Source organism: Streptomyces sp. NBC_00459 (assembly GCF_036013955.1).
In the GTDB taxonomy this organism is placed as follows: Bacteria; Actinomycetota; Actinomycetes; order Streptomycetales; family Streptomycetaceae; genus Streptomyces.
On sequence record NZ_CP107903.1, the window covers coordinates 1,799,139 to 1,813,434 of the forward strand.

Sequence of the window (14,296 nt, forward strand, 5' to 3'; positions counted from 1 at the left end):
GTCTTGGATACCCGGGGCCGTCCCAGCCCCGGGTCGGGATGTGTGCGTCGGACGGGTGTGCGGGTCAGTTGGTCACACCGCGGCCGAGCTCCCAAAGCTGGAGCGTAGACGAGGAGTTGATGGCCCACTCGGCTCCGGTGACGCCGTCGCGCGCTGCAATGTACTGGTTGCCCTGCCACAGCGGCAGGACGGGTACGTCGTCGGCCACGATGTCCTGGATGTCCGTGAGACTCGTGGAGGCCGTCAGGCGGTCGGCCTCGCGGCGGGACTCGGGGATCAGGCTGTCGCGGATCTTGGCGTTGGAGTACGGCAGGTTGAGGAAGTTGTCCTTGTCGAGGAACGGCGCGAGGTAGTTGTCGGCGTCGGGGAAGTCCGGGAACCAGCCCATCCCGTAGACGTCGTACTCGCCTTCCTTCTCGGCCGGACGGAAAGTGGTCCAGGGGGCGCCCTTGATGGTCACCTTGAACAGCCCGCTGGCGTTGAGCTGCTTCTGCAGTTCCTCGAACTCCTGCTTGGTGGCCGAACCGTAGTGGTCGGTCGTGAAGTGCAGGGTCAGTTTCACCGGGGTGGTGATACCGGCGTTCTCCATCAGGGTTTTGGCCTTGATGTCGTTCGGCTCGCCGTACTTGTTGAAGAAGGAGTTCGAGTGGCCGGTGATCGTGGCCGGGACCAGCGAGTAGAGCGGCTCGGCCTCGTCGCCGTACACCTTGGAGACGAGTTCGGCGCGGTTGATGATCTGGGCCATCGCCTGGCGGACCGCTTTCGTCTTCACCGTGGGCGCGTCGGTGTTGAAGGCGAGGTAACGGATTTCTAGGCCGGGCATCTGGACGAGGTCGATGTCGCCGCTCGAGTCGTCGTCGAGCTTTCTGATCTGCTCGGGGGACATCGTGCGGGTCATCAGGTCGATGTCGCCCTTGGAGAGCGCGGTGCCCATCTCGTCGGCGTCCGCGAAGGAACGCATTTCGACCTTGTCGTTCTTCGGCGTCAACTGACCCTTGTAATAAGGGTTCTTGGTGAAGACGGCATTGACGAGTTCGTCGTTCTTGACCTCGGAGTGGAGCGTGTACGGGCCGGAGCCGTCGACGTCGAAGCCGTCGCGCAGCTTGTCCTTGTCGTAGTCGTCCGGGTTGACGATGCCCGCGACCGGGGTGGACAGCTTGAACGGGAAGGTGGCGTCGGCGGACTTGAGGTGGAAGATGACCTCGCGGTCGCCCTGGGTCTCGACGGTGTCGATCGTGGACAGCAGGGCGAACACACCGCTGTCCGCCTTGATCCGCAGGGCCCGGTCGATGGAGAACTTCACGTCGGACGCCGTGATGGCCTCGCCGTCGGAGAACTTGAGGTCCTTGCGCAGGGTGCAGGCGTAGCGCTCGTTGCCGCTGTCCGTGAACGCGCACTTCTCGGCGGCCTCGGGCACCGGTTCACCGTCGCCGCGCGGCTGGACCATGAGGGTCTGCACGGTCTGGCGCAGGATGTTCCAGGTGCCGACGTCGTAGGCGTAGGCCGGGTCGATCGGCGCCGGGGCCTCCTTCGAGGCGGTGAACGTGTCCGTGGTGCCGACGACGATCGCGTCGCTGCTGCTGCCCCCGCCGTCGACTCCGCCACAGGCGGCCAGCACCGGAGCGAGCAGGCCGACCACTGTCGGCAGCACCAAAGTCTTGCGGTTCATGCTCGGGTTTCTCCAGGCTGTCGATCCCAGGGACCCGGCGGGCGTGGGGTGGTGCGCGCGGGCAAGGGATTGTGGCGATGTTCTCCCAACGAGGTTAGTCCGGACCGCAGAGAGGCCCGCATGCAGCCGGAGTTGGGGGCTCATCACGCTGCGAAACCGGGCGCGGACGCACCGAAAACCCGACCGTGGAAGGATTCCGCGCAGGCTCTCCCCAAACGGGACACAAAGGCACGCCGAGAGCCCCCGAACGAGGTGCGTGTACACGCCACTTGTCGCCTGTCGAGCCCCTGCCGCGTGGCGAACCTCACACGTTCGGAGCCGATGGGCGCTTACGTGAATTCGCCGCCGGTGGAGATCAGCAGAGGGCCGCATTTCTCATTTGATGGCCTGCCCGTTCATCCGCGCGTTATCCCGCATTCGATCGGACACACTCGGTAAACGCGTCAGCGCATTTCCGTCATCAGTTGTTCCTCATCAGCCCGTGCAGAAAGGGCAGGTCGACTTCTTCCAGCGAGGTGACGATCGTGCGGCGCGCGCCGGGGGCGATGGGCGCGACCGACGGCACGGCCACGACGTGGCAGCCGGCGGCCTCGGCGGCTGCGACCCCGGTCGCGGTGTCCTCGACGACGGCGCATCTCGCCGGGTCGGCGCCGAGGCCGGCGGCGGCGATCAGATAGGGGTCGGGGAAGGGCTTCGTACGCTCCACCTCGTCGCCGGCGATGCTCAGGGCGAAGTGCTGCGGGCCCAGGGAGGCCAGGACGCGGTCGATGATCCGGCGGTGCGAGGCGGAGACGAGGGCCGTCGGGATCTCGTGCGCGGAGAGTTCGGCGAGGAGGCGGGCGGCGCCCGGCATCAGGGGCAGGGCGCGGCCGATACGGTCCTCGAACCCGTCGTTGAGCAGTACCGAGAGTTCGGCGAAGGTGATGTCGGCGCCGGTGGCCTCGATGAGGAAACCGGCGCTGCGGGTCATGGGGCCGCCGACCACGACGTGCCGCCATGAGTCGTCGAGGGCGTGACCGAGACCGGCGAAGATCTCGACCTCGACGTCCCACCAGAAACCCTCGGTGTCCACCAGGGTGCCGTCCATGTCGAGGAGGACGGCCTGCAGTGCTGAGCCTTCGGCCGTACGGGTTCCGAGCGCGGGGACCGTGCTGGTCATCCTGGCGCACCTCCTTGAGGGACGATCAGGCCGGTTGCCCCTGAGTGCACAGAGGGCAACCGGCCTGCGGTGGACCGTCAAGTGTACGTCTTGTCCGATCAGCGCGCGCTGGAAGCAATCAGCGGGCGTTGAAGTACTTCGCCTCGGGGTGGTGGATGACGATGGCGTCGGTGGACTGCTCGGGGTGGAGCTGGAACTCCTCGGAGAGGTGGACGCCGATGCGCTCGGGCTCGAGGAGGTCGGCGATCTTGGCGCGGTCCTCCAGGTCGGGGCAGGCGCCGTAGCCGAGGGAGAAGCGGGCGCCCCGGTACTTGAGGGCGAACATGTCCTCGACGTCGGCGGGGTCCTCGGCGGCGAAGCCGAGTTCGGAGCGGACCCGTGCGTGCCAGTACTCGGCGAGGGCTTCGGCCAACTGGACGGACAGGCCGTGCAGTTCGAGGTAGTCGCGGTAGGAGTTCGACTCGAAGAGCTTGGCGGTCTCCTCGCCGATCCGATTGCCGACGGTGACGATCTGGAGGCCGACGACGTCGATCTCGCCGGACTCCTCCGGGCGGAAGAAGTCGGCCAGGCACAGTCGGCGGCCACGGCGCTGGCGCGGGAACGTGAAGCGCGTACGTTCGTTGCCCTGGTCGTCGAGGATGATCAGGTCGTCGTCCTTGGAGACGCACGGGAAGTAGCCGTAGACGACGGCCGCCTCCAGCAGGCTGTCCGTCTGGAGCTTGTCCAGGAGGCCGCGCAGCCGGGGGCGGCCTTCGGTCTCGGCCAGTTCCTCGTAGGTCGGGCCGTCGCCGCTGCGGGCCTGCTTGAGGCCCCACTGGCCCTTGAAGAGGGCGCCCTCGTCGAGCCAGCTCGCGTACTCCTTGAGCTGGATGCCCTTGATGACACGGGTGCCCTGGAAGGGCGGGGTGGGGATGGGGTTGTCGATGGCGACGTCGGAGCGGACGTGACCCTCCTCGGGGCGCTCCTCGACCTGTACGGCGGCGGTGGCGCGGACGCGGCGCTGCTTGAGCTCGGGGAGCTTGACGCCGGGGACTCCGCGCTTGACGCCGATGAGGGCGTCCATCAGACGCAGGCCCTCGAAGGCGTCGCGGGCGTAGCGGACCTCGCCCTCGTAGATCTCGTGCAGGTCCTGCTCGACGTAGGCGCGAGTGAGGGCCGCACCGCCGAGGATCACCGGGTAGTCGGCGGCCAGCTTGCGCTGGTTGAGCTCCTGGAGGTTCTCCTTCATGATCACCGTGGACTTGACCAGGAGTCCGGACATGCCGATGACGTCGGCCTTGTGCTCCTGCGCGGCTTCGAGGATCGCGGAGACCGGCTGCTTGATGCCGATGTTGACGACGTTGTAGCCGTTGTTGGTGAGGATGATGTCGACGAGGTTCTTGCCGATGTCGTGGACGTCGCCGCGGACCGTGGCGAGCACGATCGTGCCCTTGCCGTCGTCGTCCGTCTTCTCCATGTGCGGTTCGAGGTAGGCGACCGCCGTCTTCATGACCTCGGCGGACTGCAGGACGAACGGGAGCTGCATCTGGCCGGAGCCGAAGAGCTCGCCGACGACCTTCATGCCCTCCAGCAGCGTGTCGTTGACGATGTCGAGGGCGGGGCGGGTCGTCAGGGCCTCGTCGAGGTCGGCCTCCAGGCCGTTCTTCTCGCCGTCGATGATGCGGCGCTGGAGTCGCTCGTCCAGGGGGAGGGCGAGGAGTTCCTCGGCGCGGCCGTCCTTCATCGACTTGGTGTTGACGCCCTCGAAGAGGGCCATGAGCTTCTGCAGCGGGTCGTAGCCCTCGGTCCGCCGGTCGTGGATCAGGTCGAGGGCGGTGCCCACCTGTTCGTCGTCGAAGCGGGCGATCGGCAGGATCTTGGAGGCGTGGACGATCGCCGAGTCCAGACCGGCCTTGACGCACTCGTCGAGGAAGACGGAGTTCAGCAGGACGCGGGCGGCCGGGTTCAGGCCGAAGGAGATGTTGGACAGGCCGAGGGTGGTCTGGACGTCCGGGTGGCGGCGCTTGAGTTCGCGGATCGACTCGATCGTGGCGATGCCGTCCTTGCGGGACTCCTCCTGGCCGGTGCAGATGGTGAAGGTGAGGGTGTCGATGAGGATGTCCGACTCGCGGATGCCCCAGTTCGTCGTCAGGTCCTCGATCAGGCGTTCGGCGATGGCGACCTTGTGCTCGACGGTACGGGCCTGGCCCTCCTCGTCGATGGTCAGCGCGATCAGCGCGGCGCCGTGCTCCTGGGCCAGTCGGGTGACTTTCGCGAAGCGGGACTCCGGTCCGTCGCCGTCCTCGTAGTTCACCGAGTTGATGACGGCGCGGCCGCCGAGCTTCTCCAGGCCCGCCCGGAGGACGGGAACCTCGGTGGAGTCCAGGACGATAGGCAGCGTGGAGGCGGTCGCGAAGCGGCCCGCGAGCTCCTCCATGTCGGCGACGCCGTCGCGGCCGACGTAGTCCACGCAGAGGTCGAGCATGTGCGCGCCCTCGCGGATCTGGTCGCGGGCCATCTCGACGCAGTCGTCCCAGCGGCCGTCCAGCATGGCCTCGCGGAACTTCTTGGAACCGTTGGCGTTGGTGCGCTCGCCGATCGCCATGTACGCGGTGTCCTGGCGGAACGGGACGGTCTGGTAGAGCGAGGCGGCGCCGGGCTCGGGCTGGGGGTTGCGTTCGACGGGCGTGGCACCCTGCAGGCGCTCCACGAGCTTTCGCAGGTGCTCCGGGGTGGTGCCGCAACAGCCGCCGACCAGGTTCAGTCCGTAGTCGTGCACGAAGACGTCCTGGGCGTCGGCCAGGCCCTCGGGATCGAGCGGGAAGTGGGCGCCGTCCTTGGTGAGGATCGGCAGGCCCGCGTTGGGCATGCAGAGCAGCGGGGTGCGCGAGTGGCGGGACAGATAGCGCAGGTGTTCGCTCATCTCGGCGGGGCCGGTCGAGCAGTTCAGGCCGATCATGTCGATGCCGAGCGGTTCGAGCGCGGTGAGCGCGGCGCCGATCTCCGAGCCGAGGAGCATCGTGCCTGTCGTCTCGAAGGCCATCGAGACCAGCAGGGGTACGTCGAGGCCGGTGGCCTCCATGGCGCGGCGGGCGCCCACGATCGACGACTTCGTCTGGAGGAGGTCCTGCGTGGTCTCCACGATCAGGGCGTCCGCGCCGCCGGCCAGGAGTCCCTCGGCGTTCGCCTGGAAGCCGTCGCGGAGGGTGAGGTAACCGATGTGTCCGAGGGACGGCAGCTTGGTGCCGGGGCCGATCGAGCCGAGGACCCAGCGCTGACGGCCGTCACGGGCGCCGAACTCGTCGGCGGTCTCGCGGGCGATGCGGGCACCGGACTCGGACAGCTCGTACACGCGCTCGGCGATGTCGTATTCGGCTGCTGCCGTGTGGTTCGCGCCGAAGGTGTTCGTCTCGACGCAGTCCACGCCCACCGAGAAGTACGCCTCGTGCACGGAGCGGACGATATCGGGGCGGGTGACGTTCAGGATCTCGTTGCAGCCTTCGAGGTTCTCGAAGTCCTCCAGCGTCGGGTCCTGCGCCTGCAGCATGGTGCCCATCGCACCGTCGGCGACCACCACTCGGGTGGCGAGTGCGTCCCGTAGGGCGGACACACGGGTCCTGTTGTCGGTGGAAGGGGCGGACGACGAGGCGGCCATGTAAGGGCTCCCTGGAGTGCGACGGCTGTCGGCTTTGCGCCTTCCCCGGGAAGACGCACGCGGCCAGGGTAGCCCGGTACGGGGCCGTATGGTCAGGGCGTCCACGGGACGGACGTACGTGGCGCGTGCGCGGTGGCCGAAAGCTCACCCGCGTGGGCACGGCGTCAACACGGATGTACGCGAGATGTAACAGGTGTCGACGAGCCATTGGCGGGTGGTCGACATGGACCGGTAGTGTTCGACATTGCCGAACGGCGGCAGCGAACGCCGGTTGCTGGCGGTCGAAGGGGACGGAGGCAGGACGGCGATGGCACGGAACATCCAGTCGCTCGAACGGGCGGCGGCGATGCTGCGGCTCCTCGCGGGCGGCGAGCGTCGGCTCGGCCTCTCGGACATCGCCTCGTCCCTCGGCCTCGCCAAGGGCACCGCCCACGGCATCCTGCGCACCCTCCAGCAGGAGGGCTTCGTCGAGCAGGAGGCCGCCTCCGGGCGCTATCAGCTGGGCGCCGAACTGCTGCGCCTCGGCACCACCTATCTGGACGTCCACGAGCTGCGCGCGCGTGCCCTGGTGTGGACCGACGACCTGGCCCGTTCCAGCGGCGAGAGCGTGCATCTGGGCGTGCTGCACCAGCACGGCGTGCTGATCGTGCACCACGTCTTCCGCCCCGACGACAGCCGGCAGGTGCTGGAGGTCGGGGCCATGCAGCCGCTGCACTCCACGGCCCTGGGCAAGGTCCTGTCGGCCTTCGACCCGGTCGCGCACAGCGAGGTCCTGGAGGCCGAGCGCAAGTCGTTCACCGACCGGACGATCAGCGACCTGGACGGCTTCGAGGGCGTCCTGGACCTCACCCGCGCGCGCGGGTACGCGGCCGACGTCGAGGAGACCTGGGAGGGCGTCGCGTCCATCGCCGCCCCCATCCACGACCGGCGGCGGATGCCGGTCGGCGCGGTGGGCGTCACGGGTGCGGTGGAACGGCTCTGCCGGGAGGGTGAGCTGCGCCCGGAGCTGATCGCGGCGGTGCGGGACTGCGCCCGCGCGGTGTCACGCGATCTGGGCGCGGGACGGTTCTGACAGGTCCGACCGACCTGACAGCTTCTGAAGGTTCGTACGAGAACGGCCGGGACATCTTGGATGTTCCGGTCTTTTCGTGTGCGGGGCGTGTGCGCGCGGACGCGGGTCGCGACCGGCGCAAGATCGATAGCTCACAGCAATCAATAACGATCGTGTTTTCGATAACAGAGCTCTTGACGCGCCTGTAACACCGGAGCAAGACTCCCGTCCATCGGTCGACATTGTCGAACACCGACCGGCAATAGGCGTTAGAGTGTGACAACGCCAAGGGCCGGCAGCTCTTCCCCTGGAACGAAGGACAAAGGAGTCGCGGGTGTCCAGCTCCGACATCTTCATCGGCGAGACCATCGGTACCGCCATACTCATCCTGCTCGGCGGCGGCGTCTGCGCCGCCGTCACGCTGAAGGCCTCCAAGGCCCGCAATGCCGGCTGGCTCGCCATCACCTTCGGGTGGGGTTTCGCCGTACTGACGGCCGTATACACCTCGGCGCCGCTCTCCGGCGCCCACCTCAACCCGGCCGTGACTCTCGCGCTCGCGCTCAAGAAGAACGGCATCGACTGGAGCGACGTCCCGATCTACTGGGGCGGACAGCTGCTCGGCGCCATGATCGGTGCCTCCCTGGTCTGGGTCGCCTACTACGGCCAGTTCCTCGCGCACCTGACCGACAAGGAGATCGTCGGCACCCAGGACGTCAAGGCGAAGGCCGTCGAGGCGCAGGAGAAGGGGGCCGGTCCGGTCCTCGGAATCTTCTCCACGGGTCCCGAGATCCGCGTCGCCTGGCAGAACGTCGCCACCGAAGTCATCGGCACGATCGTGCTGGTGCTCGCCGTCCTCACGCAGGGCCTCAACGACAGCGGCAAGGGCCTGGGCGTCCTGGGCGCCCTGATCACCTCACTCGTCGTCGTCTCCATCGGTCTGTCCCTCGGTGGCCCGACCGGCTACGCGATCAACCCGGCCCGTGACCTCGGTCCGCGCATCGTGCACGCACTCCTGCCCCTGCCCAACAAGGGCGGCTCCGACTGGTCCTACGCCTGGATCCCGGTGGTCGGTCCGCTGATCGGCGGCGCCATCGCTGCGGGCATCTACAACGTCGCTTTTGCTTAGAGCAGCCCGCACAGTTAAGGCAGCCTTGAGCAGCAACGCCGTAAGCCAGCCCCTCACCCACGGACCTCTCAGGAGCACACAGTGACCGACGACGCGCACACCGCCGGCCCGTTCATCGCGGCCATCGACCAGGGCACCACCTCCAGCCGCTGCATCGTCTTCGACCGGGACGGCCGGATCGTCTCCGTCGACCAGAAGGAGCACGAGCAGATCTTCCCGAAGCCGGGCTGGGTGGAGCACGACGCCACCGAGATCTGGACGAACGTCGAGGAGGTCGTCGCCGGAGCCATCGCCAAGGCCGGCATCACCCGCGACGACATCAAGGCCATCGGCATCACCAACCAGCGCGAGACGACGCTGCTCTGGGACAAGAACACCGGTGAGCCCGTCCACAACGCCATCGTCTGGCAGGACACCCGCACCGACACGCTCTGCAAGGAGCTCGGTCGCAATGTCGGGCAGGATCGTTTCCGCCGCGAGACCGGCCTGCCGCTGGCCTCGTACTTCGCCGGCCCCAAGGCCCGCTGGCTGCTCGACAACGTCGAGGGCCTGCGTGCGCGCGCCGAGGCCGGGGACATCCTCTTCGGCACCATGGACAGCTGGGTCATCTGGAACCTGACGGGCGGTGTCAACGGCGGTCACCACGTCACCGACGTCACCAACGCCTCCCGCACCATGCTGATGAACCTGCACACGCTGGAGTGGGACCCGAAGATCGCCGAGTCGATCGGCGTGCCGCTGTCGATGCTCCCGGAGATCCGCTCCTCCGCCGAGGTGTACGGCGAGGTCACCGGCGGCAAGCTGGGCGACCTGCTCGGCGGCATCCCGGTCGCCTCCGCGCTCGGCGACCAGCAGGCGGCCCTGTTCGGCCAGACCTGTTTCGCCGAGGGCGAGGCCAAGTCGACGTACGGCACCGGCACCTTCATGCTGATGAACACCGGCGACAAGATCATCAACTCCTACAGCGGCCTGCTGACCACGGTCGGCTACCGCATCGGCGACCAGGCCCCGGTCTACGCCCTGGAGGGCTCGATCGCGGTCACCGGTTCGCTGGTGCAGTGGATGCGCGACCAGATGGGCCTCATCTCCACCGCCGCCGAGATCGAGACGCTCGCGTCGTCGGTCGAGGACAACGGCGGCGCCTACTTCGTGCCGGCCTTCTCCGGTCTGTTCGCCCCGTACTGGCGCTCCGACGCCCGCGGTGTGATCGCCGGCCTGACCCGGTACGTCACCAAGGCGCACCTCGCGCGCGCCGTGCTGGAGGCCACCGCCTGGCAGACCCGTGAGATCACGGACGCCATGACCAAGGACTCGGGCGTCGAGCTCGCGGCCCTCAAGGTCGACGGCGGCATGACCTCCAACAACCTGCTGATGCAGACCCTCTCGGACTTCCTGGACGCCCCCGTGGTCCGTCCCATGGTCGCCGAGACGACCTGCCTCGGTGCCGCCTACGCCGCCGGTCTCGCCGTCGGCTTCTGGACCAACACCGACGACCTGCGCGCCAACTGGCGCCGGGCCGCCGAGTGGACCCCCAACATGGACGCGGAGAAGCGCGACCGTGAGTACAAGAGCTGGCTCAAGGCCGTCGAGCGGTCCATGGGCTGGCTCGAAGACAGCTCTGTCGAGGAGTAAGAACCCCACATGACCAGTCAGTCCACCCTGCAGTCCGTGCCTGCCCTCGGTACGCACCCGGCCTACGGCTCCAACCCGAGCCGTGCCGAGACCCGGGAGCAGCTCTCCAAGGCGACGTACGACCTTCTCGTGATCGGCGGTGGCATCCTCGGCATCTCGACGGCCTGGCATGCCGCGCAGTCCGGTCTGCGGGTGGCTCTGGTCGACGCCGGTGACTTCGCCGGCGCCACCTCCTCCGCCTCCTCCAAGCTTCTCCACGGCGGTCTGCGCTATCTGCAGACCGGCGCGGTGAAGCTGGTCGCGGAGAACCACTTCGAGCGCCGTGCGGTGTCCCGTCAGGTGGCTCCCCACCTGGCGAACCCGCTCACGTTCTACCTCCCCGTGTACAAGGGCGGGCCGCACGGCGCGGCGAAGCTCGGAGCGGGTGTCTTCGCCTACTCCGCCCTGTCGGCGTTCGGTGACGGCGTCGGCCACCTGCTGTCGCCGGCCAAGGCCGCGCAGGACGTGCCCGAGCTGCGCACCGAGAACCTCAAGGCCGTGGCCGTGTACGGCGACGGTCAGATGAACGACGCGCGCATGGCGCTGATGACGGTCCGTGCGGCCGTCGAGGCGGGCGCTGTCGTGCTCAACCACGCCGAGGTGTCCGGTCTGCGCTTCACCCGGGGCCGGGTCACCGGTGCCGACCTGCGCGACCGGCTCTCCGGTGACGACTTCGGCGTCAACGCCCGGCTCGTGCTCAACGCGACCGGCCCCTGGGTCGACCACCTGCGCAAGATGGAGAACCCGGACGCGGCGCCGTCCATCCGGCTGTCGAAGGGCGCTCACCTGGTCCTGAAGCGGACGTCTCCGTGGAAGGCCGCGCTGGCCACCCCGATCGACAAGTACCGCATCACCTTCGCCCTGCCCTGGGAGGACATGCTGCTGCTCGGCACCACCGACGAGGTGTTCGAGGGCGACCCGGCGGATGTCGCGGTCACCGAGAAGGACACGGAGCAGATCCTCGACGAGGCCGCGTTCTCCGTCCGTGACCAGCAGTTGTCCCGGGATCTGATCACGTACTCCTTCGCGGGCCTGCGGGTGCTGCCGGGTGGCCCCGGTGACACGGCGAAGGCCAAGCGGGAGACGGTCGTGACCGAGGGCAAGGGCGGGATGCTGTCCGTCTCGGGCGGCAAGTGGACTACCTTCCGGCACATCGGCCGTACGGTCATGGAGAAGCTGGAGACGCTGCCCGGCCGTCCGCTGGGTGACGACTTCGAGCCGATCTCGTCCCTGCCGAAGCACCTGCCGCTGCCCGGTGTCGCCAACCCGCGCGCCGTCGCGCACCGGCTGCTGGTGGACAGCCCGGCACCGGGACCGCGCATGGCCGCCGACACGGCCAAGCACCTCGCGACGCACTACGGGTCGCTGGCGTTCGACATCGCGCGGCTGGCGAACGAGAACCCCGAGCTGGGTGAGCGGGTGCACGCCGATGCGCCGGAGATCTGGGCGCAGGTTGTGTATGCGCGGGACAACGAGTGGGCCGAGACGGCGGACGATGTGCTGCGGCGTCGGACCACGTTGACCATTCGGGGGCTGGCTACCGACGAGGTCCGGTCCAAGGTGCAGGATCTGCTCGACAAGAAGTAGGCGGTACGGCGTTTGAGGGGCGGCTCCCTGTTTTGGGAGCCGCCCCTTTCCGTTGTATTTCGTCTGCGGGTGCGTGGGGGCTTGTCGCGCAGTTCCCCGCGCCCCTAAAAGACCTCCGCCAGCGCCGTTACCTCGTTCGGGTTGTTCAACTCGCCTCTGCGTACGATCAGTTCGCGGCCGATCAGCAGTGCCCGTCGGGATGCCGGGACCGGGTCCTCCAGGGTTGTCAGGTCTGTCAGGTGAGCGAAGCCGATGATGCGGCGGATGATCTCCGTGCCCGCGTAGCCCACCGCCTCCGTCCAGATCCTGCGCAGGAAGCGGTCCAGGTAGGCGTCGTCGAAGAAGGTGTCGATCCTTGTCGGCCACAGGGCGCGGAACTCGGCCTCGAAGGCCTCCCAGGACAGGGCCAGTTGGTCTGCGTGGTCGCTCAACAGACCCAGTGCGCGTGCCCGTTCCTCCGAGACCAGGGCGTTCGCCCAGTAGAGGCCGAGGTCGTAGCCGATCGGGCCGACGAAGGAGAACTCGGGGTCGAAGACCCGTACCACCGGGGCGCCTTCCCGTTCCCCGACCATGACGCTGCCGGTGTGCAGGTCGCCGTGGAGGAGGGCCTGGGCGCTGGTCATGAAGGTGTGGCGGAGGTCGGCGACCTCGGTGCGGAGCCTCGTGTCGGCGCGGAACTCCCTCGCCAGGTCGTCCAGGTCCTCGTGCCAGTGGTTGTGTTCGTGCTCGATGTACGGCTCGGCGAGGACCACGTCCTCGGTGATCTTGCACAGCTCCGGGCTCACCGAGGCCGCCAGCAGTGCCTTGCGGTCCGCCGACGCCATGCCGAAGTCGCTGGTCGCGAACGTCAGTTGGGCCACGAACTCGCCGATACGGGTGGAGGTGTGCGGGCCGTACGACGCGCCCTCGTTGAGGAGGGTGCGCAGGACCTCCAGGTCCGACATGTCCTCCATGACGAGGGCGTAGTTCTCCGGGTCGTAGCCGAGGATCGCCGGGATCTTGTCGGGGGCCACCTTCGCGACCTGCTCGTACGCCCTTGCCTCGGCGTCGGCGCGCTCCGGGGTCATCGGCCAGGACGGGCCCGCCACCCGGACCCACGGCAGGGCCTGCTTGACGGCCAGGCTGCGGGTGCCGTCGGTGGACCTGGCCAGGAACACGCGGTTCATGTTGCCGTCGGAGACCTCGCGGACCCTGATGTCCGACGGATCGGGCCAGTGCCCGCGCTCGTTCAGGTACGCGGGGACGTCGGCCGGCTCCAGGATGCGGTAGCCCATCGTGAACTTCCTTATGCGGTGCGGCGCTTGGACAGGGTGAAACTGAAGACCAGGGCGAGGATCAGGACGGCGCCCTCGACCACGTCCTGCGTGTAGTACGGCAGGCCCTTGATGGTCAGGCCGGTGGTGATGATGCCGATGAGGACCGCGCCCAGTGCGGTGCCCCAGACGTTCGGGCGGCCCCGGCCGAGGACGGAGGTGCCGACCAGGGCGACGGCGACGGCTTCGAGGAGTTGGGACGTACCGGCGGACACATCGCCCTGGCCGATGCGCGCCGCCAGGATCAGGCCGCCGATCGACGCCAGGACGCCGGAAAGGACGTACGCCAGGGCCCGGTACGCACCCACGCGGATGCCTGCCAGGCGGGAGGCCTCGGGGTTGGCGCCGATCGCGTACAGGACGCGGCCCCAGCGGGTGCGGGCCAGGAAGATCCAGGCCACGACCGTCAGGGCGCCGAAGATGACCACGGAGACGGGGATGCCGAGGATCGTGCCCCGGTCGATGCGCAGGAAACCGTCGGTGAATCTGCCGGGGGCCGTCGTGCCGTCGGACTGGGTCATGCCCGGGGTGATCGACTGGCCGTCGACCAGGATGAGTTTGGTGCCCTGGATGACGAACATGGTGCCCAGCGTGGCCAGCATGTCGGGGATCTTGAGGACCACGATGAGCAGGGCGTTGAGCAGGCCGGCCAGGGCGCCCGCCACGATCACCGCGATGATCGCGACCACGCCGACCTGGTTGTACGTGACCATCGTCTTCGCGGCGACGGTCACGCCGAGCCCGGCCACCGCGCCGACGGACATGTCCATCCCGCCGACGGCCATGGTGAGGGTGACGCCGAGGCCGAGGATCGCGGCGACCGACACGTACCGCAGGGTGTCGAGGATGGTCGCGGAGTCACGGAAGGACGGCTCGCTCAGCGCGAAGTACGCGAAGAGCGTGACGGTGACGAAGATGAAACCGTATTTGATGACCGCGTTCTGGATGCGGGGACCGGCGGCGGCGCGCGTGGACGGGGTCGCAGTCTTCGCGGGGGCGGCGCTCTGGGTGGTGGTCATGGGGTGCTTCCTGGGGTGGCGGGGGCAGTGGGTAGCGAAGTGACTTCGGCAAGCGGAATCGGCGCTG

The 14,296-nt window shown here is 68.3% G+C and carries 9 protein-coding genes; 4 read left to right on the top strand and 5 right to left on the bottom strand.

Annotation, left to right across the window (positions count from 1 at the left end; genetic code table 11):
* Positions 1 to 64: 64 nt before the first annotated feature.
* From OHN74_RS07770 to metH, 3 genes are all read right to left on the bottom strand, one after another.
* Complete coding sequence (locus OHN74_RS07770; RefSeq protein ID WP_327693781.1) at positions 65 to 1,669, bottom strand: ABC transporter substrate-binding protein; 1,605 nt, start codon at positions 1,667 to 1,669, stop codon at positions 65 to 67.
* A gap of 460 nt (positions 1,670 to 2,129) precedes the next feature.
* Positions 2,130 to 2,828, bottom strand: a complete 699-nt coding sequence (locus OHN74_RS07775) for an HAD family hydrolase (protein WP_327693782.1) — start codon at positions 2,826 to 2,828, stop codon at positions 2,130 to 2,132.
* Between the two features lie 118 nt (positions 2,829 to 2,946).
* Positions 2,947 to 6,462 carry a methionine synthase gene (gene metH, locus OHN74_RS07780; protein WP_327693783.1) on the bottom strand — a complete coding sequence of 1,172 codons (3,516 nt, stop codon included), beginning with the start codon at positions 6,460 to 6,462 and terminating at the stop codon, positions 2,947 to 2,949.
* A gap of 307 nt (positions 6,463 to 6,769) precedes the next feature.
* Between metH and OHN74_RS07785 the strand changes: the two genes are divergently transcribed.
* The 4 genes from OHN74_RS07785 to OHN74_RS07800 all read left to right on the top strand — a co-directional run bounded on the left by OHN74_RS07785 (position 6,770) and on the right by OHN74_RS07800 (position 11,897).
* The gene (locus OHN74_RS07785) at positions 6,770 to 7,534 is read left to right on the top strand and encodes an IclR family transcriptional regulator (RefSeq protein WP_327693784.1); all 765 of its coding nucleotides are present in this window, start codon (positions 6,770 to 6,772) and stop codon (positions 7,532 to 7,534) included.
* A gap of 313 nt (positions 7,535 to 7,847) precedes the next feature.
* Entirely contained in the window at positions 7,848 to 8,639 is a 792-nt protein-coding gene (locus OHN74_RS07790; protein ID WP_327693785.1) for an MIP/aquaporin family protein, read from the top strand.
* Positions 8,640 to 8,720: 81 nt separating this feature from the next.
* Positions 8,721 to 10,271: a glycerol kinase GlpK gene (glpK, locus tag OHN74_RS07795; RefSeq protein WP_327693786.1), complete on the top strand. Its 1,551-nt coding sequence runs from the start codon at positions 8,721 to 8,723 to the stop codon at positions 10,269 to 10,271.
* 9 nt (positions 10,272 to 10,280) lie between these two features.
* Positions 10,281 to 11,897 (top strand): glycerol-3-phosphate dehydrogenase/oxidase, encoded by a 1,617-nt coding sequence (locus OHN74_RS07800; RefSeq protein WP_327693787.1) that lies wholly within the window; start codon positions 10,281 to 10,283, stop codon positions 11,895 to 11,897.
* Positions 11,898 to 12,001: 104 nt separating this feature from the next.
* On the opposite strand, the gene mtnK is transcribed toward OHN74_RS07800, so the two are convergent.
* Positions 12,002 to 13,171: an S-methyl-5-thioribose kinase gene (gene mtnK, locus OHN74_RS07805; RefSeq protein ID WP_327693788.1), complete on the bottom strand. Its 1,170-nt coding sequence runs from the start codon at positions 13,169 to 13,171 to the stop codon at positions 12,002 to 12,004.
* 11 nt (positions 13,172 to 13,182) lie between these two features.
* Complete coding sequence (locus OHN74_RS07810; protein WP_327693789.1) at positions 13,183 to 14,229, bottom strand: ABC transporter permease; 1,047 nt, start codon at positions 14,227 to 14,229, stop codon at positions 13,183 to 13,185.
* Positions 14,230 to 14,296 lie beyond the last annotated feature (67 nt).